This is a genomic window from Bacillus sp. 5RYD7K (assembly GCF_059831465.1).
This window is the reverse complement of record NZ_CP191200.1, coordinates 2,127,527-2,148,812: the sequence shown is the minus strand read 5'-3', so window position 1 is coordinate 2,148,812 and position 21,286 is coordinate 2,127,527. Positions and strand designations below refer to the sequence as shown.

General features: G+C 47.7%; 27 protein-coding genes and 1 other annotated feature. Of the genes, 3 read left to right on the top strand and 24 right to left on the bottom strand.

What is annotated here, in order from left to right; all coding sequences use genetic code 11:
- Nucleotides 1–3: 3 nt before the first annotated feature.
- Nucleotides 4–660 carry a DUF421 domain-containing protein gene (locus ACQE26_RS10805; protein WP_500469332.1) on the bottom strand — a complete coding sequence of 219 codons (657 nt, stop codon included), beginning with the start codon at nt 658–660 and terminating at the stop codon, nt 4–6.
- A 165-nt stretch (nt 661–825) separates the two neighbouring features.
- On the opposite strand from ACQE26_RS10805, the gene ACQE26_RS10800 reads away from it, so the two are divergent.
- The gene (locus ACQE26_RS10800) at nt 826–1,212 is read left to right on the top strand and encodes a TIGR04086 family membrane protein (protein ID WP_016938805.1); all 387 of its coding nucleotides are present in this window, start codon (nt 826–828) and stop codon (nt 1,210–1,212) included.
- A 51-nt stretch (nt 1,213–1,263) separates the two neighbouring features.
- Here the strand turns inward: ACQE26_RS10800 and yajC are convergent, their stop codons facing one another.
- The 13 genes from yajC to nadB form a co-directional block, all read right to left on the bottom strand.
- On the bottom strand, nt 1,264–1,524 hold the full coding sequence (yajC, locus tag ACQE26_RS10795; protein WP_012118091.1) for a preprotein translocase subunit YajC: 261 nt from the start codon (nt 1,522–1,524) through the stop codon (nt 1,264–1,266).
- Between the two features lie 31 nt (nt 1,525–1,555).
- Nucleotides 1,556–2,701, bottom strand: coding sequence for a tRNA guanosine(34) transglycosylase Tgt (tgt, locus tag ACQE26_RS10790; RefSeq protein WP_016938804.1), 1,146 nt, complete (start codon nt 2,699–2,701; stop codon nt 1,556–1,558).
- 27 nt (nt 2,702–2,728) lie between these two features.
- Complete coding sequence (gene queA / locus ACQE26_RS10785; RefSeq protein ID WP_016938803.1) at nt 2,729–3,757, bottom strand: tRNA preQ1(34) S-adenosylmethionine ribosyltransferase-isomerase QueA; 1,029 nt, start codon at nt 3,755–3,757, stop codon at nt 2,729–2,731.
- 25 nt (nt 3,758–3,782) lie between these two features.
- Nucleotides 3,783–3,983: a DUF2905 domain-containing protein gene (locus ACQE26_RS10780; protein WP_003152687.1), complete on the bottom strand. Its 201-nt coding sequence runs from the start codon at nt 3,981–3,983 to the stop codon at nt 3,783–3,785.
- Nucleotides 3,976–4,980 (bottom strand): Holliday junction branch migration DNA helicase RuvB, encoded by a 1,005-nt coding sequence (gene ruvB / locus ACQE26_RS10775; protein WP_045926484.1) that lies wholly within the window; start codon nt 4,978–4,980, stop codon nt 3,976–3,978. Before ruvB ends, ACQE26_RS10780 begins: the two co-directional genes overlap by 8 nt.
- A gap of 10 nt (nt 4,981–4,990) precedes the next feature.
- Nucleotides 4,991–5,596: a Holliday junction branch migration protein RuvA gene (gene ruvA, locus ACQE26_RS10770; protein ID WP_003152683.1), complete on the bottom strand. Its 606-nt coding sequence runs from the start codon at nt 5,594–5,596 to the stop codon at nt 4,991–4,993.
- Nucleotides 5,597–5,730: 134 nt separating this feature from the next.
- Nucleotides 5,731–6,207, bottom strand: coding sequence for a sporulation cell-cell signaling protein BofC (gene bofC, locus ACQE26_RS10765; protein ID WP_438422145.1), 477 nt, complete (start codon nt 6,205–6,207; stop codon nt 5,731–5,733).
- 165 nt (nt 6,208–6,372) lie between these two features.
- Nucleotides 6,373–6,492: a hypothetical protein gene (locus ACQE26_RS10760; protein WP_420913147.1), complete on the bottom strand. Its 120-nt coding sequence runs from the start codon at nt 6,490–6,492 to the stop codon at nt 6,373–6,375.
- A 124-nt stretch (nt 6,493–6,616) separates the two neighbouring features.
- Nucleotides 6,617–7,210, bottom strand: a complete 594-nt coding sequence (locus tag ACQE26_RS10755; RefSeq protein WP_438420315.1) for a YhcN/YlaJ family sporulation lipoprotein — start codon at nt 7,208–7,210, stop codon at nt 6,617–6,619.
- A 145-nt stretch (nt 7,211–7,355) separates the two neighbouring features.
- Nucleotides 7,356–8,561: a spore coat assembly protein SafA gene (gene safA / locus ACQE26_RS10750; RefSeq protein WP_438420316.1), complete on the bottom strand. Its 1,206-nt coding sequence runs from the start codon at nt 8,559–8,561 to the stop codon at nt 7,356–7,358.
- A gap of 126 nt (nt 8,562–8,687) precedes the next feature.
- The gene (gene nadA, locus ACQE26_RS10745) at nt 8,688–9,791 is read right to left on the bottom strand and encodes a quinolinate synthase NadA (protein WP_500469326.1); all 1,104 of its coding nucleotides are present in this window, start codon (nt 9,789–9,791) and stop codon (nt 8,688–8,690) included.
- Nucleotides 9,791–10,642, bottom strand: a complete 852-nt coding sequence (gene nadC, locus ACQE26_RS10740) for a carboxylating nicotinate-nucleotide diphosphorylase (protein ID WP_500469324.1) — start codon at nt 10,640–10,642, stop codon at nt 9,791–9,793. Before nadC ends, nadA begins: the two co-directional genes overlap by 1 nt.
- Nucleotides 10,624–12,189: an L-aspartate oxidase gene (nadB, locus tag ACQE26_RS10735; RefSeq protein WP_500469322.1), complete on the bottom strand. Its 1,566-nt coding sequence runs from the start codon at nt 12,187–12,189 to the stop codon at nt 10,624–10,626. The genes nadC and nadB overlap by 19 nt, the downstream gene beginning before the upstream one ends.
- A gap of 104 nt (nt 12,190–12,293) precedes the next feature.
- On the opposite strand from nadB, the gene ACQE26_RS10730 reads away from it, so the two are divergent.
- Together ACQE26_RS10730 and ACQE26_RS10725 are read left to right on the top strand one after the other, a co-directional pair.
- Nucleotides 12,294–13,445, top strand: a complete 1,152-nt coding sequence (locus ACQE26_RS10730) for an IscS subfamily cysteine desulfurase (RefSeq protein ID WP_500469321.1) — start codon at nt 12,294–12,296, stop codon at nt 13,443–13,445.
- The gene (locus ACQE26_RS10725) at nt 13,442–13,984 is read left to right on the top strand and encodes a transcription repressor NadR (protein ID WP_500469319.1); all 543 of its coding nucleotides are present in this window, start codon (nt 13,442–13,444) and stop codon (nt 13,982–13,984) included. Before ACQE26_RS10730 ends, ACQE26_RS10725 begins: the two co-directional genes overlap by 4 nt.
- Before the next feature lie 27 nt (nt 13,985–14,011).
- Here the strand turns inward: ACQE26_RS10725 and pheA are convergent, their stop codons facing one another.
- From pheA to minD, 10 genes are all read right to left on the bottom strand, one after another.
- Nucleotides 14,012–14,869 carry a prephenate dehydratase gene (gene pheA, locus ACQE26_RS10720; RefSeq protein WP_500469317.1) on the bottom strand — a complete coding sequence of 286 codons (858 nt, stop codon included), beginning with the start codon at nt 14,867–14,869 and terminating at the stop codon, nt 14,012–14,014.
- Nucleotides 14,870–14,884: 15 nt separating this feature from the next.
- A complete protein-coding gene (gene thrR, locus ACQE26_RS10715) occupies nt 14,885–15,328 on the bottom strand; it encodes a transcriptional regulator ThrR (protein ID WP_016938790.1) in 444 nt (147 codons plus the stop codon).
- Nucleotides 15,329–15,381: 53 nt separating this feature from the next.
- Entirely contained in the window at nt 15,382–16,668 is a 1,287-nt protein-coding gene (obgE, locus tag ACQE26_RS10710; RefSeq protein WP_007408172.1) for a GTPase ObgE, read from the bottom strand.
- A gap of 31 nt (nt 16,669–16,699) precedes the next feature.
- Nucleotides 16,700–17,278: a sporulation initiation phosphotransferase Sop0B gene (gene spo0B / locus ACQE26_RS10705; protein WP_003152664.1), complete on the bottom strand. Its 579-nt coding sequence runs from the start codon at nt 17,276–17,278 to the stop codon at nt 16,700–16,702.
- A gap of 317 nt (nt 17,279–17,595) precedes the next feature.
- The gene (rpmA, locus tag ACQE26_RS10700) at nt 17,596–17,880 is read right to left on the bottom strand and encodes a 50S ribosomal protein L27 (protein WP_003152662.1); all 285 of its coding nucleotides are present in this window, start codon (nt 17,878–17,880) and stop codon (nt 17,596–17,598) included.
- A 12-nt stretch (nt 17,881–17,892) separates the two neighbouring features.
- Entirely contained in the window at nt 17,893–18,234 is a 342-nt protein-coding gene (locus ACQE26_RS10695; RefSeq protein WP_500469315.1) for a ribosomal-processing cysteine protease Prp, read from the bottom strand.
- Between the two features lie 2 nt (nt 18,235–18,236).
- Nucleotides 18,237–18,545, bottom strand: coding sequence for a 50S ribosomal protein L21 (rplU, locus tag ACQE26_RS10690; protein ID WP_016938787.1), 309 nt, complete (start codon nt 18,543–18,545; stop codon nt 18,237–18,239).
- Between the two features lie 13 nt (nt 18,546–18,558).
- Nucleotides 18,559–18,632 (bottom strand) — a sequence feature (ribosomal protein L21 leader region).
- Nucleotides 18,633–18,690: 58 nt separating this feature from the next.
- On the bottom strand, nt 18,691–19,557 hold the full coding sequence (locus ACQE26_RS10685; protein WP_060964648.1) for a M50 family metallopeptidase: 867 nt from the start codon (nt 19,555–19,557) through the stop codon (nt 18,691–18,693).
- A complete protein-coding gene (locus ACQE26_RS10680; protein ID WP_500469314.1) occupies nt 19,550–20,353 on the bottom strand; it encodes a peptidoglycan DD-metalloendopeptidase family protein in 804 nt (267 codons plus the stop codon). Before ACQE26_RS10680 ends, ACQE26_RS10685 begins: the two co-directional genes overlap by 8 nt.
- 128 nt (nt 20,354–20,481) lie before the next feature.
- Nucleotides 20,482–21,285: a septum site-determining protein MinD gene (minD, locus tag ACQE26_RS10675; RefSeq protein WP_016938784.1), complete on the bottom strand. Its 804-nt coding sequence runs from the start codon at nt 21,283–21,285 to the stop codon at nt 20,482–20,484.
- Between the last annotated feature and the right edge of the window lies 1 nt (nt 21,286).

Sequence of the window (21,286 nt, the reverse complement as noted above, 5' to 3'; positions counted from 1 at the left end):
GGTTTAAGGCTCCCCTTTTTCATTTTTGATATCAATAAAAAAAGCGCCGTCTGTAAACGTGCAGAATGATATTTCCGAAAGATCCTGATATCCTCTTTTCGCTAAGTTTTTTTCGAGCCAGTGTTTGTCTTTCCCGATTCTGTCTAAATGCTCGTTTTGAATGACTCCATCGACGATAAGCGGTGTTTCCATCTGCTTATCCTTATTGTTTTTCTTTTTGACGATTGACAGCTTTCCCGACGACTCTAATATGGCGTATGACACGTCAGAGATTCTCTCGATGTTATTTTCCCTCAGCTGCATAAGAAGATCATCAAAATTGTAGCGCTGCGACCTCATCGCCCGTTCGTCGATTTTTCCCTGTTTAATGATAATAGTGGGTTTGCCGTCAAGCAGCTGCCGTATTTTTTGGCTTTTGAGCGAAATAAAAGCAAGGCTTACTTGAATAATCATTAAAATGACAATCGGCACAATGGTATGCAAAAGCTTATCATCTACATTTTCGATTGCCAAAACCGCTATCTCGGCAATCATAATGGAAACGACAAGATCCAAAATGCTCAGTTCTCCGATTTCCCGTTTTCCCATCAGTCTGAAAATCACAAGAATGATAAAATAAAGCACAATCGTACGAATCGTAATAATGAAAATATCTCCCATATCGCACCTCCAACGGTCATAGCATTTGCGATCCGCTCTGTTTTATGTAAGAAATGAACTGAACATGATGCTTTTACGTCTAATCCGAACATTCAGAGAATACATTTAGAAAAAGACGGGCTCCGGCTTGTCATATGTCAGGCCCAGAGCGGAGAGGAGATCAAAATGGAAGAAACAAAACAAGTGGGTAAAGGCGTCTTATACGGCTTAGTGGCTATCTTTGCAGTGATGCTTCTTACGAGTCTGGCGATTTCACTGCTGCTGACGGTTACCTCAATGGAAGAGTCATCTTTCAGCTGGCTGGTCACCGCGCTTTCTTTTCTTTCTTTATTTGCCGGCGGTTTTATTTCCGGCGGCAAAGCAAAAGAAAAAGGCTGGATGATCGGAGCGTTAACCGCCGTTTGTTTCTCATTAATCATCTTGCTGTTTCAATATTTAGGGTTCGGAAAATCATTTACATCCGGTCAGCTTTTGTTTCATCTCGGCTTTTTGGGAGTCAGTATGCTGGGCGGGATTTTCGGAGTGAATTTGAAGGGCAGCAGATCAGCGTAATAAAAAAAGAGCGGATTCTCCGCTCTTTTTTAGTATGTATGAGCTTCGCTGTTATTCAGCAGAAGCTTCTCTGATTGCGCGGCGGTCAAATGTTAAACGGGTGTTATCACCTGTTTTAATGACGACCTTGCTTTCATCAATTGACTCAACAGTGCCGTGCAATCCTCCGATTGTCACCACTGAATCTCCTTTTTTCAGCTCTTCCTGCATCTGGCGTACGGCCTTCTGCTGCTTTTGCTGCGGACGGATGAGCAGGAAATAAAGCACTGCAAACATCAAAATAATAGGAACGATTGTGCCTAAAGTACCCATCTGTTTCCCTCCTTTCAAAAATGGTTTTTATTTAGAAGCTTTTCGCATTTGGCTTATTATAGCCGTAACGCTCAAAGAACTCTTCTCGGAAATCACCAAGACGATCCTCTCGGATAGCTTGTCTGACCTGCTCCATTAAGTGTAACAGAAAATGAAGGTTATGGTAAGTTGTTAATCGAATTCCAAACGTTTCATTGCAGCGGATCAAATGTCTGATGTAAGCACGGGAGTAATTTTTGCATGTATGACAGCTGCACTCTTCGTCAATCGGTCGGAAATCGCGCTCATATTTGGCGTTTTTCATGTTCAGGCGCCCTTCATTCGTAAACACCGTGCCGTTTCGGGCAATCCGGGTCGGCAGTACGCAGTCAAACATATCCACGCCGCGGATGGCGCCGTCAATTAAGGCATCCGGTGAACCCACACCCATTAAATATCTCGGCTTGTCCTTCGGTAAAAGCGGAGTTGTAAACTCAAGCACTCTGTTCATGACGTGCTTCGGCTCGCCGACAGATAATCCGCCTATGGCATAACCCGGGAAATCAAGTGAAACCAAGTCTTTGGCACTTTGTGTCCGCAGGTCTTCATACTCTCCGCCCTGTACGATTCCGAACAGCCCCTGCTCATCAGAGCGCCCGTGCGCCTCCAGACAGCGTTCCGCCCAGCGGCTGGTCCGTTCCACAGAGCGTTTCATGTAATCATACTCTGCCGGATACGGAGGACATTCATCAAACGCCATCATGATATCAGAACCGAGGGCGTTTTGAATTTCCATCGCTTTTTCCGGAGATAAAAACAGCTTGTCTCCGTTTAAGTGATTGCGGAAATGTACGCCTTCTTCTTCTATATTACGAAACTTGCTCAATGAAAAGACCTGAAAACCGCCGGAATCCGTTAAAATCGCGCGGTCCCAGTTCATAAACTGATGAAGCCCGCCCGCTTCTTTTACAATGTCATGTCCGGGGCGGAGCCATAAATGGTACGTATTGCTTAAAATAATACCCGCATCCATAGATTTCAGCTCGTCCGGAGACATCGTCTTTACCGTAGCAAGCGTGCCGACCGGCATAAATACAGGCGTTTCAAAGGAGCCGTGGGGCGTATGAACTCTGCCCAGACGCGCTCCCGTTTGTTTGCATTCCTTTATAAATTCATAACGTATCGGTTGTTCAGCCACTTTGTATGAGGCCTCCTGTCATTCAAATTAGATAATCAGCATGGCGTCGCCAAAGCTGAAGAAACGATATTCCTCTTCTACCGCATGACGGTAAGCGGAAAGAACATGCTCTCTGCCGGCAAGCGCAGAAACAAGCATGATAAGCGAAGATTTCGGCAGGTGAAAGTTGGTGATCATGCCGTCAATCGCTTTAAATTCATATCCCGGATAAATGAAGATCGACGTCCAGCCGCTTGAAGCGGTAAATACGCCGTCATGCTCGCCGGCAATGGTTTCAAGGGTGCGCGTTGATGTCGTCCCGACCGACACGATGCGCCCTCCCGACTTTCTGACCTCGTTTAAAGAAGCGGCGGTTTCTTCCGTCATTTCATAAAATTCCGCGTGCATGTTATGCTCTTCCACATCATCCGCACTGACTGGGCGAAATGTGCCGAGTCCAACGTGCAGGGTGATAAATTCAATCCGCACACCCTTTTGCTTCAGCTCGTCCAGAATCTCTTCCGTAAAATGAAGTCCGGCAGTCGGAGCTGCGGCGGACCCGATTTCTTTTGAAAAGACGGTCTGATACCGTTCTTTATCATCAAGCTGCTCTTTAATGTAAGGAGGAAGCGGCATTTCACCGAGCGATTCAAGCACTTCGTAAAAAATCCCGTCATACCGGAATTCTATTTTCCGGCCGCCGTGATCAAGTTCCTCCGTGCAGACCGCTGTCAGCCGGCCGTCCCCAAATGTCAGGACCGTTCCTTTTTTTACGCGTTTCGCCGGCTTTACAAGCGTTTCCCATGTATCATTTTCTTCCTGTTTTAATAACAGGAGCTCCACTTTCGCTCCCGTATCTTCTTTTGTGCCGAATAATCTGGCAGGGAGCACACGGGTATTGTTCAAGACGAGGCAATCCCCTTCTTTAAAAAAGCTGACAATCTCTTTAAATGAACTGTCCGTCAGACCGCCCGTCTGTTTGTCAAGCACCATCAGCCGCGATGCGTCACGCTCTTTCAGCGGCACTTGGGCAATGAGGCGTTCAGGCAGTTCAAAATCAAATAAATCGACTTTCATCATTTCACCTTTATTCTGTCTATTGTTATTTCATTCTGCCGAAAAAATTGAGCAGGATGGATAGTATCACACTGATTACAATACAAGTAACAACGGGAAAGAAAAATGTGACATTTCCCTTTTTAACGAAAATATCTCCGGGCAGCCGTCCGACAAAGTGCCAGACTGCGCCGGCAATAAGCAAAACAGCACCGAGAACCATGAGAACCTTCGGAAAATCAGTCACAGGCGGGTGCCTCCAATCGAAAATGCTCATACACAGCCGGGGTCACGACCCGTCCCCTCGGCGTCCTCTGAAGAAATCCGATCTGCAGCAGATACGGTTCGTACACATCCTCTATTGTATGCGGTTCTTCGCCGATTGTCGCGGAAATCGTATCAAGGCCGACCGGACCGCCGCTGAATTTTTCAATCATGCCCATCAGCAGCTTGTGGTCAATATGATCAAGGCCGAGCGCATCGACTTGAAGACGTTCGAGCGCGTCGTGAGCGATTTCTTCCGTGATGCGGCTGTCGCCGAGCACCTGGGCAAAATCTCTCACCCTTCTGAGAAGCCGGTTTGCAACCCGCGGCGTTCCCCTTGACCGTCTGGCAATTTCCAGAGCCGGCGCTTCTTCGATATCCACTTCAAATACTTCAGCCGTTCGTGACACGATATCTGTCAGCTCTTCCTGCGTATAGTATTCAAGGCGCGACAGCACCCCGAACCGGTCTCTGAGCGGTGCGGTCAATAATCCCACCCTGGTCGTCGCTCCTACCAGCGTAAAAGGCGGAAGGTCAAGACGGACGGAGCGGGCGGACGGGCCTTTACCAATGACGATATCAAGGCAGAAATCCTCCATCGCCGGGTACAGCACTTCTTCAATTGAACGGTTCAGCCTGTGAATTTCGTCTATAAACAGCACATCTCCGGGTTCAAGCGCCGTCAGAATGGCTGCCAAGTCTCCCGGCCTTTCAATGGCCGGCCCTGACGTCGTCCGCATCTCCACACCCATCTCATTGGCCACGATCGACGCAAGCGTTGTTTTTCCGAGACCCGGAGGCCCATATAAAAGAACGTGGTCAAGCGTTTCCTGCCTCATTTTCGCCGCATCGATAAACACGCGCAGATTTTCTTTCACCTTCTTTTGGCCGATGTACTGGGCGAGATTCTGCGGCCTGAGGCTTTGCTCGATTATTGATTCATGGCTGTCTGCTTCACTTGAAACGAGCCGTTCATCCATGAACATCACCTTACTTTAATAATTTTTGCAATGCTTTTTTCACATATTGATCTGTTGAAAGCGCCGTTTCCTCTTTTAAGTGAGGAAGCACTTTTTTAATTTCTTTTTCGGCGTAGCCGAGAACCCTGAGCGCTTCAAGCGCCTCGTCAAGCGCCGTTTCAGCCTCTTGTTTTTCAATGCGCGCTTCATGATTGAACAGATTGTCAATCATTTCAGGCACGACATCGGCCAGTTTGCCTTTTAAATCAAGAATAATCTGCCGCGCCGTCTTTTTGCCCACACCCGGAAATTTCACCAAAAAGGCTTCATCTTCCTGTTCAATCGCTTCGATGACGGCTCCCGGATCACCGGAACCGAGAATGGCGAGCGCCCCTTTCGGCCCGATGCCGGTGACGTTCAGCAGCTTTGTGAAAAGCGCTTTTTCTTCCCTGGTTGAAAAGCCGTACAGAGAAAAGGCGTCTTCTTTTATATGATGATACGTAAAAATGGTCTCTTGATTGCTTACCTTATAAATAAACGGATTCGGAGTGAAGACCTGATAGCCGATTCCGCCGTTTTCAATCACGATGTATTGGGGAGATACGTAATCAATCGTCCCCTTCACGAATTCAATCACACCTATTCACCTCTTTGACTGCTTATCATTGTAACACAAAAACAGCCAAAGTCTTATAGAAAAGTTAACGTATGTTCGCTTTGACACCTTCCGTTCAGAAAAAAAAGACATGTGTCACATGTCTTGCGTCAAAGTCAGCCGCTGTAAGTCTTAATATGATCGATCACGCTCTCAAACTCCGCTTTTGTCCTGTACGGTATACCGTGTTCCAAATGCTTTTGCAACCGGCTTTCCAACCGCTCTAAATCAATTTGGAAGAAAGACTGGATCGGCTCCGACAGCGATCCGGGACGGCCGTGAAAAGTGGAAATCACCCCTCCGTCCGTGACACCGATATAACCGTTTACCTTACTGAGCGGAGAAATATCATCAACATGCTTACGGAAAAGAACGAAGCCTTTTTTCTGCTCAACGAGCGTCCAGCCGGCGTATGCGGCCCAAAAGTCTTCCATCGCCAAAACGGTTTCATCCGTATGTTCGATGCCGACATCACCGTCAAGATAGACTTTTTCCAGCTGGACGTGCACCCGAAGCGGCCCGTAATGCTCGACCTCTGCCCCGTATGCATCGTTTCCTCCGCAAATCAGGACTGCAGCTGATAAGATAAACATAAATAAAAGACGCCCACCGCAAATTCGTTTCACCAATAACACCTCTTTATTCAATCAAACTCTTGATGCTAGTTTGACCAAAGATACCGGTGCTTAACCGTTTTCTTTCTTTTGACTGCTTCGCCGAAAAAAAAGCAGCCCTCTAATAAAGGCTGCCCCGCTTTATTATGCCCGGCCGGCTGATATCAGTTTCATCTGTCCGGGCGTCAGTTTGAGTCGGTATCCTCTTACGGTCAAATACACAGTTTTTGTCCCGCGGCTTTTGTCGCACTCCGTTTTTTTCATCCCAGCCCCTCCGTTACGTTTTATTTAGCTTTTATGTTAACAGCGCAATATAAAGAGCGTTTTAAGACTATGTAAAGAAATGATGAAAAAAATACTGCCGGATGAAATCATCCGGCAGTCCCGTCTAACGGCTGTTTTTGTTCATGTCTTGAAGCTTTGTAAAAGTGGCGTTATCAGTAAATACTTGAATTGCGCGGCCGTCCGCGAATTTTTTGGCTGCATGTTTGACATGTTGATCATCATTTTTCGTAAAAGGATGATTTGTTCTGACAGCAATGACGACTCTTGTGTCAGTCACGACGACCTGACTATCCTGTACGCCTTTTACTTTTTTCACGCGGTTTGCAATTTTTGCCGCCATTCTGATGTTTTCGGCATTGTCATACCCATTATAAGACATAGCGGCCGGCGGCGTATTGGCGTTGCGGCCGTTATATGTGCCGTCCGTTGTTAACGGAACCCCGTTATTCGGCGTATTTCGGTAAGACACGTTTGTCGTATCCCGGCGGCCGTTTCGGTTTTCCATCATTTCGGAAACAGGTCCTTGATGGTCCATTCCGTACTGGCGTCTGCCGTTATCATTGTCATTTGAATAATACCCGACCGGACGTGTTGTCTGATTGTAGCGTCCGTCATTCATGGCATTATTTGCTCCGCATGCCGTTAAACTTGCAGTCACGGCTAAAACGCCTGCGATTGTCATCAGTTTTTTGCCCAATGGAAAAACCCCCCGTGGATTCATCGCTGTGTGAGCGTTTCCGCTCATGTTTAGGATGTGCGGCCGACGGCGGGTTTAAGCTTGTCAGTTATGTCCAGTCTTCTTCGGACATAAAAAAAGGAACGACATACATCGTCCCGATACATTAGTCTTCATCTTCCTCCGGCCGTCCGAATACTTGATTTGGACTCGGCTGATTCGGCGCGGCATTGGGATTTGCTCCGCCGTAAGGCATAAAATATCCGGCACTTGCGCCCACATTCGGATATGGCTGCACAGGCATATTGGCGTGATGGTGATGTGAACCATGATGATGTGAACCGTGGTGGTGATGATGGTGATGATGCGAATCATTGCAGCCGCAATCATCGTCCTTAAATTTCCCATCGTGATGAGGCTCGTTTGCGTAATGTGATGAATAGCCGCCGTAATACGGCATATGTCCGTATGGAGCACCGCCGAAACCAGATGCAAAACCATCAAAATGCTCTGCATTTTCATGGGCCAGGTTTTCATATTCACCGTAACCCGCTTGCGGCCCAAATCCCGGATGATGGAATCCGTACGGTAACGGCATCGGCATTACCGGAAAGCCTCCAAAACCTCCTCCAAAACCGCCGAAACCTCCGCCTACCGGGAAGCACGGATGGCATAGTCCCGAACCCGGCAGCATCGGTGTCACCGGAACCGGACAAGGACAAGGCATGCACGGAATCGGGTAATGCATAAAAGGCGGTTCAACGGCCGGCATATTCGGAAATGGGACATTCGGGATGTTTGGCATGTTCGGCAGATGATAAGCTGCGTTTTCTTCTTCCATCTTTCCGGCTTCAGGCGCCTTTGGCATATTCGGGTAATTCGCGTTTTCCATGTTGATCATTTCCTCCTGTTGTGGAATGTTATTGTCATGCTCTTTTTCTTTCGGCTCGACAAAATGTGTCACCGGTTCCTCCGGCTTAGGAGGCGACCACGGCTGAAACAGCTGATTGGTCGGATAATACTGATTCATATCAGCTTCCGGCAGCACATTTTCATGCTTTTCAGGGATCGGCGGCACATACGGAATTGACGGCTTTGGTTCTTCCGGTATGGTGTCTTCGATATCCACAACTGATTTCGGTTTTTCTTTAGCATATGGATGCTCATGCTTATGCGCAGACGTTCCGAAGTTTGCCTTTGGTTCTTTTCTGACCGGAACGGCTTCTGAAGGCACCTTTATCTTCATTCCAGGCATAATTAAGTCTGGATTGCTCAGCTGATTATTCAATTTCTTTAATTCTTCAAAATCAACTCCGTATTTTTCAGCTATTTTCCAGAGCGAATCGCCTTTTTGAACGATATGAATTTTCAACGTTTTCCCCTCCTATGCACAAAACGTGAACGGTACATTTGTCATTACAATACGTTTCTTCACACTATATGCAGGCGAGCTGGGCATGATGATAAAAAATTTGGAAAGGAGGGGAGTTTTTTATTTTTACGTATGGCTCAGCATTCTGTTCAACGCACGAAGCGCTTCTGTCCGAACCGCTTCCGGAACCTTAATGACACCCTTCGGCTCGCCTTTTTCAAGCTGCTCAAGCGACCACAATAAATGCGGAAGGTCGATTCTGTTCATTGTCAGACACGGACACATATCCGGATTCAGTGATTCAATCTGTTTATCCGGGTGCGATTGAATGAGGCGCTGCACAAGATTCATTTCCGTACCGACAGCCCACTTGCTTCCCGGCTCAGCCTGTTCAATCGTATCAATAATGTATTTGGTAGATCCGCTGTCATCACTTAGCGAGACCACTTCCCGCGAACATTCCGGGTGAACGATAATGCGGATGTCAGAATCCCGCTGCCGCAGCTGAGAAATATTTTCCGCTGTGAATTTTTCGTGTACGGAGCAATGTCCTTTCCAAAGGATGACCTTAATGTTTTCCGGGTGGTCAGTAAGCAATCGGTTCTGAGCCGGGTTCCATACAGCCATTTCTGTCAGCGGAATGCCGAGGTCATATGCTGTATTTCTGCCTAAATGCTGATCCGGCAAAAATAAAATTCTTTCCTTTTGTTTAAAAGCCCATTCCAGCACGCTCCGGGCATTCGAAGAAGTGACGGTCGCTCCGCCGTGCCGCCCGACGAATGCTTTAATTTCCGCCGTCGAGTTAACATATGTTAACGGAATGATGGTGTTACCGTACAGCTCCTGAAGCTCTTGCCATGCTTTATCCGTCTGCTGTATATCAGCCATATCAGCCATCGAACAGCCGGCGCGCATGTCGGGCAAAATGACGGTTTGGTTATCATCAGTCAGCATATCAGCCGTTTCCGCCATAAAATGCACGCCGCAAAACACAATATATTCCGCATCTTTATTTTTTTCGGCTACTTGGGCAAGCTGCAGGGAGTCACCGGCAGTATCGGCAAATTGTATCACTTCATCTTTTTGATAGTGATGTCCCGGAATGAACAGACGTTTTCCGAAGGACTGTTTAATCGCGGCGACCCGCTCCTCCATTTCTCCGGTGCTCAAGTTTTTATAATGGCTCGGCATCATTTCAGCTGATGCAGTTAATACGTCAAAGATAGACATTATGAAAAATCCCCCTGTTCCGCCGCCGCAACATCCATGCTGATATCGGCGCTTTTTACTGAATGAGTCAGAAATCCGAGTGAAATATATTGTACGCCTGTTCCTCTATAAGCAGGCAATGTGTCGAGCGTTATGCCTCCGGATGCTTCCGTTTTGATATGGGCCGGTGTCATGGCTGCAAAACGCCGGACGGTCTCAGGCGGACAGTTGTCAAACATAATAACGTCTGCGCCCGCGTCTATTGCCTCCAGCAGCTGCTCTTCGGATTCGATTTCGACTTCTGCCGCAAGCATCTGCCCCGCCGCTTGTCTTGCCCGCTCCATGGCTGCCTTTATCGATCCGCAGGCGGCAATGTGATTATCTTTAATCATGATGCCGTCGTATAGGCCGAAGCGGTGATTACAGCCGCCGCCGATCCGGACGGCGTATTTTTCCAGCATCCTGAGCCCCGGTGTCGTTTTTCTCGTATCGCAAAGCTTAATGGACGGATCATCAAGACGCCTTTTGGCCTCATCCGTCATTGTCGCAATGCCTGACATTCTTTGTATAAGATTCAGGATGACACGCTCCCCCGTAAGAAGAGCCGCCGCCGGGCCTTCCATTTCAGCAAGCACGTCTCCTTTTTTCATCCGTTCTCCGTCTTTTTTCAGGGAGCGGACGCGGATATCGTTGTTTAAAAGCTTCCACCCTTCTCGGATAACGGCTTCTCCGGCAAACACACCGTCTGTTTTGGCGATAATCTCCGCCTTACATTGCTGATCCGAAAAAATCGCTTGTGACGTTGCGTCACCCGTTCCGATATCTTCCTGAAAAAAATGTGTCAGCATTTGCTTCAGCTGCAGAATGTCCATATTTCCCCAATCCCTTCGTTTTTTCTGATAACTGTTCCTGATGCTGAATGAATGATTTGTTTTCCATGCCACTCTTTCTCTGTCCCGGGAAAATCAGCGCGAAAATGGGCGCCTCTGCTTTCCTCCCGGATAAGAGCAGAAGATACGGCGAGTTGTGCGGTCTGCCATAAGCAGGACAGCTCGGCTTGTTCCGTTGTGATATCCTTCACATTCATATGATGAACAGGTACTTTGTGAAGCCAGGATGCCAGCGCCTGCATGTTTTCTTTATCTCTGACGATGCCCGCTCCGGCTGTCATTTTGGCTTGGAGCATGTGAAGCGTTGTGTCCGGCACTTGTAAGATGACGTCAGATTTTCTCGAAGCTTTTTTATATCTTCCGTTTAACGGCGTTTGAATGATATGTTCCGCACACCTTTGTCCGCTTGCCAAAGCTTCCAGCAGCGAGTTGCTCGCAAGCCGGTTTGCCCCGTGCAGGCCTGTGCAGGCGGTCTCGCCTATGGCGTAGAGATCAGGCACAGACGTTTTCCCCCATGTATCGGTTTTTACTCCGCCCATTAAAAAATGCATCCCCGGGGCTACGGGAATTCCGCTTTCAATATCAACGGCGGCTGTTTTACAAATTTCTGTTATGGTCGGAAAACGTTTGTTAAAATCGGCTATCCGGCTGCAATTCATGTAAACTGGATTTTCTTTCATTATTTCTTCGAAAATCGCCCGTGAAACGACATCTCTCGGCGCCAAATCTTCAAGCGCGTGTCTGCCCGTCATGATTCTGCGCCCTGAACGATCCGTTAAATATCCGCCTTCCCCTCTCACAGCTTCAGAAATCAGCCCGTACACAGTCCCGTTTTTCACAAGGAGGGTCGGGTGAAACTGGGTGAACTCCATATCCGTGATCTCTGCTCCCGCGCGTAAGGCAAGAGCGATGCCGTCACCCGTTATGGCGGAATCATTTGTATGATACTGATACAGACTGCCGCACCCGCCTGAGGCAAGCACTACGCAATCCGCTCTTCTGTAAGAAACGGAGCCTGAAGCATCCTTTACGGCAACGCCCGCGCATCGTCCGTGTTCAATCAGCAGCTCAACAGCCGTTTCGTGTTCAATGATCCGTATGCCGCCCCTCAGCTGCCGAAGCAGATACTCAACCAAAATCCGTCCGGTCGCATCTCCCCCGGCATGCAGAATTCTTCTTTTAGAATGAGCGCCTTCCTTGCCAAGACAAAATGTTCCGTCTGATTTCGTATCAAATGGAAATTGACTTTCTATCAGCTGGTTTATCATGCTTTGTCCGCTTTGCAGCAAATCCCGCACGGCTGTCACGTCATTATGGCCGCAACCCGCATACAGTGTATCGTTCACATGGGAGTCAATGGAGTCATCTTCTGCATATGAAACAGCAATCCCGCCTTGAGCATAATGCGAATTGCTGTTTGTTACGTTTCTTTTCGTTATGACGGTCACTTGGTATGACGGAGGAAATGCAGAAGCACAGGCAAGGGCCGCCGTCCCCGAACCAATGATGATAATTGTTTTTCCAGACATAATCACCCTCCTGTTATTTTTACACCTGTCTTGACACCTATATTTACACAAGGATAAAATAAACTCAAGCTTTTTTTAACATAAACGGATAGGAGACGGCCTGTATGATTTATCTTGATTATGCGGCGGGAGCGCCTTTAAGCCAAAAAGCCGCGGAAGTCTTTCAGCATCTCAGTACAGAAGCATTCGGAAATGCAAGCAGCCTTCATGATGCCGGAGGGAGAGCGGCGGATGTGCTGGAATATTGCAGACAGTCTGCAGGAAAATTGATCGGCGGAGCGGCAGACGGCATTTATTTTACAAGCGGCGGCACGGAAGCGAACATTCTGGCCGTCCAATCATTGCTGCATGGTCTTCCCCCTCACAAAAAACATTTTATTACGACCGCAATGGAACACCATTCGATCCATAATGCCGCGGCGTTTTTAACGGATCAGGGAATTGAAGTCACTGTCATTTACCCCGACAGAAACGGCCTTATAACCGAGGACATATTGGCGGCTCATATCCGTCCTGACACGGGGCTTGTTTCTATACAGCACGCCAATTCAGAAACCGGTCTCATCCAGCCAGTGGATCGCCTGGCCGCTTTTCTTCACCATCGAAATATTTTGCTTCATTGCGATTGTGTTCAAAGTTTCGGCAAACTGCCGATTAATGCAGATCAGACGGGTATCGATGCCCTTTCCGTCTCCGGTCATAAAGTATACGGCCCGAAAGGCACCGGGGCTGTTTACATTCGGCCCGGCGTCAGCTGGAAGCCGGTTTATCCGCATACCGTACATGAAAACGGGTTCAGGCCGGGTACTGTGAATGTACCGGCCATCGGCGCTTTTACCGCTGCTGCGGAGTATGCAGTGAAACACATGGCGGAACACCGTGAGCATGCTGACAGGCTGAGGAATTATTTGTATGACCAAATTCGGCGTCAAGGCCTCCCCATTTCATTTTCAGAGGAAGAAACCGGCGGTGAATGCCTGCCCCACATTGTCGGGTGTTTTTTTCACTCCTTTGAAGGACAATATGTTATGTTAGAATGTAATCGTAATGATATTTGCATCTCAACCGGGAGCGCATGTTCCGCCGGCAGTCACGGCCCTTCTTCAGCTATGAAGGCGCTGAGAAAAACCGAACGGGAAGCGCGGCAGTTTTTCCGGATCTCATTCGGAAATGAAACAACATGTGAACAGCTCGATATGCTGATACATACATTTACGGCGCTATGGGAGCAAAAGAAAGGAGAATCAGCAATTTGACAGAAGGAACGAAGCTTACGGGGACGAAAAGACGCGACATGCTGCTTCAATGGCTGAAAGAAGCCGGCTCACCATTAACAGGGGGCGAATTGGCCAAAAAAGCAAATGTCTCAAGACAGGTGATCGTGCAGGATATATCCCTCTTGAAAGCAAAAAGCGAACCGATTATCGCCACGAGCCAAGGCTATTTATACATCAGCATGAATGCCGGCGGCGAAAAAAACGCCGAACGGATTGTCGCCTGCCTGCACGGCCCGGAGCGGACGGAAGAAGAGCTTGAACTCATCGTCGATGAAGGGGTCACCATAAAGGACGTCATCATTGAACACCCCGTATACGGCGATTTAACCGCTGCCATAAGAGTCAGCACACGGAAAGAAGTCAAACAATTCATGGATCACATTAACTCGACAAATGCCGCTTACCTTTCACAACTGACAGGAGGCGTGCATCTCCATACGTTAAGCGCGCCGACGAAAGAGCGGATTGATCAAGCCTGCCAAGCCTTGGACGACGCGGGTATATTAATAAAAGATTAAAAAAAAAAGCCCCCAGAAGGGCTTTTTTTATATCGAATAGGATTGATATGTTCCCAGAAGCTTGACCCGGCAGCCGAGGGCTTCCATCTCTTGAACGGCTCCGGGAATGAGCACCTGATCCATCGCCTGTTCAATATCAATGATAAAGAAATAGTTGCCGAGACCCGTTTTTGTCGGGCGCGATTCGATCTTTGATAAATTCAGGTTTCTCCATGAAAAAGCGGACAGCACCCTGTGCAGTGCGCCTGATTGGTCATCTTGGGGAAGCGTCACCATCATCGTCGTTTTCGATCTTGATGACAGTTTTGCATTCACTTCAAATAAGACGTCTTTTTCAGGCGAAAGAATGACGAATCTCGTGTGGTTATCCTGATAATCCTGAATATCCCGCTTCACGATGCTCAAGCCGTATGTAGCAGCCGCCATTTCATTCGCAATCACGCCGATCGGAAGTTCCGGATGCTCACTCACATACTTAGCAGCCGCACCTGTTGACTTCGCATACTCATAAGGGACGGACGAAAAATGCCGATGAAGAAATTTGTGGCATTGCGCAATCGCATGTGAATGAGAAAAAATTTTCTCAAGCTTTTTCCACTCATTTTCTCTCGAAGGGTGAACGAGCAGGTGCTGGTAAATCGGCAGCGTCATTTCCCCCACAATCGCAAGAGGCTGCTCATGAATCAAATAGTCAATCGTTAAGTTAACCGAGCCCTCCAGCGCGTTTTCCAAAGGAACAAATGCAAGATCCACTTCTCCCGCAACCGCCGCATCCATGCATGCCGGTATTGTATGATAAGGTGCTTGTGTCACGCTGTTTTGAAAGCAGGAACTGACTGCTAGATGTGTAAATGTGGCTTCTGGCCCTAAATAACCGACTCTCATGTTTCTCTTCTCTCCTTACGCGCCTGACCCTAAGATCTCAACTTTTTCTATAAAATCAAATTTTCTCAGTTTATTCATTAACGTATGAATGTTTTCTTCCATTGCGGATGTGCTGATTGAGAGCGTGACATTCGCCCTGCCCTGAAGCGGAATCGACTGGTGAATGGAGAGCACGTTGCTTCCTGAGTCAGCCACCGCCTGCAAAAGCTGGGACAACGCGCCTGACCGATCCTCCAAATGAAAGAAAAGTGTGATTATTTGTTCTTTAACCATCGTGTAAAAAGGGAAAACCGCATCTCGGTATTTGTAAAAAGCGCTTCTGCTCAAATCAACTTTCTGCACGGCATCTGCAACCGATTCAGCCTTTTTTCTGTCCAGCAGTTTTTTGACTTCAAGGGTTTTCCGCATCGCATCAGGCAGAACGTCTTCACGCACTAAATAAAATGTCTCTTCTTTCACCTGCACCCCTCCCTCTTACATCAGAGAGCCTGCATCGCAAGCTCTCCGTCTTTTTAATCAATAAATTCAAATTCAAATTCCAGAAGCCGGATGATATCGCCATCTTTAGCCCCGCGTTCTCTGAGCGCTTCATCAACGCCCATTCCGCGCATCTGTCTTGCAAAACGCTTGACGGATTCGTCACGGGAGAAGTCAGTCATTTTAAAGAGGCGTTCCAGACTGTCACCTGAAAGCACAAACGCACCGTCCGGATCACGGGTAATGTTAAATGGAATTTCTTCATCTTCCATCGTGTACATCACGCGGTTTTCCGCCAGTTCTTCTTCATCATACAGCGGGAATTCAGGCGTTGTTTCCAGCTGATTGGCGACTTCAAACAGAAGATCGCGGAGCCCTTCTCTCGTCACCGCGCTGATCGGGAAGACAGGATGGTCATCCTGAAGCTTTTCTTTAAACGCTTTAAGATTTTCAGCCGCTTCGGGCATGTCCATTTTATTCGCAACGATAATTTGCGGACGCTCCGTCAGCCGCAGATTATATTCACTGAGCTCCTGATTAATGGTCACATAATCCTCATACGGATCACGGCCTTCCATCGCTGACATGTCAATGACATGAACAATGACGCGCGTCCGTTCGATATGGCGGAGAAATTGGTGGCCTAAGCCGACTCCTTCGTGCGCTCCTTCAATCAGGCCGGGCAGATCCGCCATGACAAAGCTTCTTCCGTCATCCGTTTCCACCATGCCCAGATTCGGAACAAGCGTTGTAAAATGATAATCGGCGATTTTCGGCTTTGCCGATGAAACGACAGACAGAAGCGTAGATTTTCCGACACTCGGGAAGCCGACGAGACCTACGTCTGCAAGCACCTTCAGTTCAAGCACGATATAGCGCTCTTTTCCGGGCTCTCCGTGCTCTGACAGCTGCGGTGCCGGGTTGGCCGGTGTCGCAAAGCGGGTATTCCCGCGTCCGCCGCGTCCGCCTTTTGCGATGACGGCGCGCTGTCCATGTTCAGTCAGATCGGCAATGACCTGTTTTGTATCGTCATCCGTAACGACTGTGCCGGGCGGAACTTTAACAACCATATCGTCCGCGTTTCTGCCGTGCTGGTTTTTAGACATGCCGTGCTCGCCGCGTATCGCTTTGAAATGGCGCTGGTACCGGAAGTCCATAAGCGTGCGCAATCCTTCATCAACCTCAAAGACGACGTCGCCTCCATTACCGCCGTCACCGCCGGCAGGCCCGCCTTTCGGCACATATTTTTCACGGCGGAACGCAACCATTCCGTTACCGCCGTCGCCGCCTTTTACATATACTTTCACCTGATCTACAAACATAATATCCTCCGTTCTAAACCGTAAAAAACCGCTAGTTCATTCCAATTTCGGCCACACATTCATGGCCGGTCAGCTCAAATTGCATGACATCAAAGTCCTCATACCGCGATTTGCGAAATTCATCAAACACATCTGCATTTGCAATCGTTCCATGAAAATCGAGATATACAATAAGCTGTCTGTCAGGGTGATCCGTCTGCAGCGATACGGTCAGATGATTTTCACTTTCATTGCTTACCGCCAGACCGAACAGATGAAACAGTTTTCTCATCAGGTTTGACAGCTTTTGATCATATGCCGATAAATCTTTAATTTCTCCGAGCACTTCGTATTCGAGCCTCATATAACGGGACTTCCAATTAAATGTAAGAAAGTCAAACGCCAAGTGCGGGGTTTTCAGGTTTGAGAGCTTTGACTCGTGCTTTGCATCTATGACCATTTCGTCGATTATTTCAACGACCCTGTCATACTTCTGCAAACTTAAGTTTCCTTTTATCAGCTGCAGCTTATTCATCCAATCATGACGGAAATGGCCCATTAATTGGATCAGCTCATTAATCAGAGCCGCATCGCTTACAGGTTCTTCTTGTTTCTTCGATACATCCTTCATTTTCGCACTCCCAATCGTTTAATTTCTTTTTAGGAGTCTTGATAAGTGTGTACTATGAATTATAACAGAGAAGGCTTTGTTAGAAAAACACTTGTTTTTCCTGGTTCATCATGTTCCTTTTTCGGATCGCATGCACTGCGGATGCCAGGCAGAAACATTTTTGGTATCACTGCTTGGGGAACATATCCAGTGGGTATGAGAAGCTGATGTCCTCATTCAAGGCGGGGTTCACTCACGCGTCCTCTGCTTTTCATTCTTGATGTTACTCCGCTTACTGCAAAAAAAACTCCAGTCAACGACCGGAGTTTTTTGTGTCATTATTGAGCTACAGGATATACGCTCACTTTTTTGCGGTCACGGCCGAAACGTTCGAATTTAACAGTTCCGTCGATTTTAGCAAAAAGAGTGTCATCTCCTCCGCGGCCCACGTTTTCACCTGGGTAGATTTTCGTTCCGCGTTGACGGTAAAGGATAGATCCGCCCGTTACGAATTGACCGTCTGCACGTTTAGCGCCTAAACGTTTAGATTCAGAGTCACGTCCGTTCTTTGTAGAACCTACACCTTTTTTAGAAGCGAAAAACTGAAGATCTAATCTAAGCATGTAACTCACCTCCTATATTTGGTTTGCAGTCAACTGTAAGTGTTCACTGTAATCCCGCTCGATCGTTTCAAGAGAAACAATCATGCCTTCAATCAGCAGCTGCGCTTTTTGCAAAGCTTCCTGATCAGCGGCTTCAGGGAATTCAAAGTAGAAATAACCCCCGTCCTCGCCTATATCAAGAATCGGTTCGAGAGGAGCCAGCGCGATAACCGCATTGATCGCCCCGAAAACGACAGCCGTAACCCCGGCGCAAACGAGATCTCGTCCATGTTCAGCAAAATCGGCATGTCCCGTCATTTCAAAGGACAAAATGCCCCCGTCATTTCGGGATCTTCGAATTGTTGCCTCAATCATGCTTACGCGTTGATTTTTTCGATTGTCAATTTAGTATAAGGCTGACGATGACCTTGTTTTTTATGAACATTTTTCTTTGCCTTGTAACGGAAAACAGTGATTTTTTTAGCACGGCCTTGTTTTTCAACTTTAGCTGTAACTGTCGCGCCTGCAACTGTTGGGTTGCCGACTTTCACGCTGTCTCCGCCAACAAACAATACGTCTTCAAACGTCACTGTTTCACCTGCTTCAGCAGCAAGTTTTTCGATGTAAACAGTTTGACCTTCTTCAACTTTGATTTGTTTTCCGCCTGTTTTAATGATTGCGTACATTCTCTGCACCTCCTATTAGACTAAGACTCGCCAGCAACAGGGGGCTTTAAAGCTCTTATCACCTGTCCCGAGCGGTTGTAGCATTGGTGCTACATCCATAACATTAAAAAATATATCAGAACCAAAGAGATATGTCAATCTATTTCTAGTAAGGCAGCAGCAGGTCTTCCATGGAGGAATCTGTCCGTTTATCAGCAAAATATGCATGAAGCACTTCATTTTCATCAAGCTGGCTGAGCTTCTCGCCGGCTTTTTCAATGATAATGGGATGTTTGCAGCCCCGTTTGAATTCGGCCATGACATGCTTTACTTTGGCATCGGCTGCGACAGTCAAAGGATGCAGCATGGCGACATCGCGGTTTTTACCGTAATATCTCTCTAAAAGAAACCTCAGCTGAATATAATGCCGCTTGCGGTATTCATCCCATAAAGAAGCGGCGAGAAAAACGAACAGCACCCATGCGCTGACCTGGAGGGGGACGGCCAGCACAATCCAGCAGCAGAGCAAAAGTGCAAAAACGGCTGATGTCTGCAGGCTGAGGAGATGCGCTTTTTGAAAAGCCATTTGTTTAGAGAAGTATAAAAACACAAACTTTCCGCCGTCAAGCGGCCAGATCGGCAAAAGATTGATGAAAAGAATGGAGAGATTATAAAAGGTAAACATCTCAAATGTCTGCTGACTTGTAAAGCCGGACATAAAAAGGAGCCAGGCTGCCGCCTGAAGCCACACATGCTGGAACGGGCCCGCCAGAATGACCGCGAATTCCTCTTTAAGCGGCCGGTTTCCGTGCTCCTCCACCTCAACCGTCCCGCCGAAAGGGAGCAGAAAGACGCGTTTAATGCGCCACGAAAAAAACACAGCCAGAGCAGCATGCCCCAGCTCATGAACGGATACGACCAGCAAAAGACACAGCAGCGCTTTAATGTGCCCCGTCAGAAGACCAAGCCCCATGATAATCCAAAGAAAAGGGTGGACATGAATTTTGAAGAGAAGGCTGAGCCATTTATTCATCAAATGTGATCACCTGAATCGGATCTATGAATTTATCGCCATCCTGAATCGCGAAATAATACTGTCCTTTACTTTTATCGTTAAGCTTGATCGAACCGATCTTTTTTCCTTTATCGACAAAGTCATACAATGATACGTCAACATCTTTGAGCCGGCCGTAAATGCTGCTTGTATTGTCGGCATGCTGCACCTTCACCGTCAGCCCTGTTTTTTCATCTTTGCTCACTTCCGTAATGTAGCCTTCTTTTACGCTGTCAATGGCTTCACTGGCTGTTTCAACAACGACGCCTTCTCCGTTATTCTGAAAGTTCTGCTGGATTTTCCCCGCGGCGGGAACGGCCATATCCTGGCTGACCGCTACCTGACCGTCCTTCTTTTTCGTTCCCGGGGTGAGAAAAGCAAGCGGGTTTCCGAATGAGGATACAAACCAATGATTCACGGCAGCAAACTGAAATTCTTTTTGAAAGGTTTGTGCAATCGCCGGTTTAATCTGACTCAGCGGCAGTTTGTCAGTTTTATAGGCGATAGCGGAAATCAGTACGAGACAGGCGGCCAGCAGGCATTTCAAAATAATAGAATGAGCGTTGATCAGCGGATGCCGTCCGTTAAATTCGGGCGGATGTTCCGTTTGATATTCATAGTCCGGAAGGAGCCTGTGCTTTTCCTGCTCCTTGACCGTCTGCCATGCGGGAGGCTTCTGCGGTCGGGCGTTTTGAACGAAAGTCTGTTTTGATTCAGGGCGCGGTTTTCTCCTTTTGGCCAGTCTTTTTCTAATTTCATCAGCTCTGTGACTCATCGCCATCATCCTTTGCAATCGTTGGGTTTGTACATCCTATGCCTTGTCCATTGCAAATATGCGCCCTGTTGAACAACAAAAAAGACCTGATAAGCTGGGCTTTATCAGATCTTTGTATTCCAGTATATTTATGAACGCACGCCGAAAAACGACTTGATTTTCGCCATCATCCCTTTTTGCTGCTCTTCAAGCACCTGCAAAGGAACGGATTCTCCCAAAATACGCCGGGCGATATTGCGGTAAGCAATGCTGGCGCGGTTTTTAGAATTCATGGCAATCGGTTCGCCGATATTTGAAGCTCTGATCACTTCATCATCGTCGGCAACGATTCCGAGGAGATCAATAGACAGATGATGAACAACCTCATCCACATCCATCGTGTCACCGTTTTTCATGAGGTGATTTCTGATGCGGTTGACGATGAGGCGCGGCGGTTCAATATCTTCCTGCTCCAAAAGTCCGATAATGCGGTCAGCATCCCGAACCGCTGATATTTCCGGCGTCGTCACCACAATCGCCTTATCAGCTCCGGAAACGGCATTTTTATAGCCTTGTTCAATTCCGGCCGGACAATCGATAATGACATAATCAAATTCCTGCTTGAGCTCCTGCACAAGCGATTTGATCTGCTCAGGGACAACAGCCGTTTTGTCGCTTGTCTGGGCAGCCGGCATTAAATGAAGCAGATCATCAAAACGTTTGTCCTTGACAAGCGCCTGATGCGTCTTGCATCTGCCTTCAATTACATCTACTAAGTCGTAAATAATTCTGTTTTCAAGACCCATTACGACATCAAGGTTGCGCAGTCCGATATCTGTGTCTACCAGACAGACGCGCTTCCCTAAAATGGCTAAGGCGGTACCGAGGTTTGCAGATGTTGTTGTTTTACCTACTCCGCCTTTTCCCGAAGTTATTACGATAGCCTCACCCAAT

Coding starts and splice junctions, on each gene's coding strand:
- pheA (WP_500469317.1), bottom strand. CDS start 14,869: ATGAGAGTCGGTTATTTAGGGCCAGAAGCCACATTTACACATCTAGCA.
- ACQE26_RS10760 (WP_420913147.1), bottom strand. CDS start 6,492: ATGAAAAAAACGGAGTGCGACAAAAGCCGCGGGACAAAAACTGTGTAT.
- ACQE26_RS10680 (WP_500469314.1), bottom strand. CDS start 20,353: ATGAGTCACAGAGCTGATGAAATTAGAAAAAGACTGGCCAAAAGGAGA.
- nadC (WP_500469324.1), bottom strand. CDS start 10,642: ATGGACATTCTGCAGCTGAAGCAAATGCTGACACATTTTTTTCAGGAA.
- ACQE26_RS10685 (WP_060964648.1), bottom strand. CDS start 19,557: ATGAATAAATGGCTCAGCCTTCTCTTCAAAATTCATGTCCACCCTTTT.
- spo0B (WP_003152664.1), bottom strand. CDS start 17,278: ATGAAGGATGTATCGAAGAAACAAGAAGAACCTGTAAGCGATGCGGCT.
- ACQE26_RS10800 (WP_016938805.1), top strand. CDS start 826: ATGGAAGAAACAAAACAAGTGGGTAAAGGCGTCTTATACGGCTTAGTG.
- ACQE26_RS10695 (WP_500469315.1), bottom strand. CDS start 18,234: ATGATTGAGGCAACAATTCGAAGATCCCGAAATGACGGGGGCATTTTG.
- ACQE26_RS10730 (WP_500469321.1), top strand. CDS start 12,294: ATGATTTATCTTGATTATGCGGCGGGAGCGCCTTTAAGCCAAAAAGCC.
- nadA (WP_500469326.1), bottom strand. CDS start 9,791: ATGTCTATCTTTGACGTATTAACTGCATCAGCTGAAATGATGCCGAGC.
- rplU (WP_016938787.1), bottom strand. CDS start 18,545: ATGTACGCAATCATTAAAACAGGCGGAAAACAAATCAAAGTTGAAGAA.
- yajC (WP_012118091.1), bottom strand. CDS start 1,524: ATGGGTACTTTAGGCACAATCGTTCCTATTATTTTGATGTTTGCAGTG.
- queA (WP_016938803.1), bottom strand. CDS start 3,757: ATGAAAGTCGATTTATTTGATTTTGAACTGCCTGAACGCCTCATTGCC.
- ruvB (WP_045926484.1), bottom strand. CDS start 4,980: ATGGATGAACGGCTCGTTTCAAGTGAAGCAGACAGCCATGAATCAATA.
- nadB (WP_500469322.1), bottom strand. CDS start 12,189: ATGTCTGGAAAAACAATTATCATCATTGGTTCGGGGACGGCGGCCCTT.
- rpmA (WP_003152662.1), bottom strand. CDS start 17,880: ATGCTTAGATTAGATCTTCAGTTTTTCGCTTCTAAAAAAGGTGTAGGT.
- ACQE26_RS10805 (WP_500469332.1), bottom strand. CDS start 660: ATGGGAGATATTTTCATTATTACGATTCGTACGATTGTGCTTTATTTT.
- obgE (WP_007408172.1), bottom strand. CDS start 16,668: ATGTTTGTAGATCAGGTGAAAGTATATGTAAAAGGCGGCGACGGCGGT.
- bofC (WP_438422145.1), bottom strand. CDS start 6,207: ATGTTTATCTTATCAGCTGCAGTCCTGATTTGCGGAGGAAACGATGCA.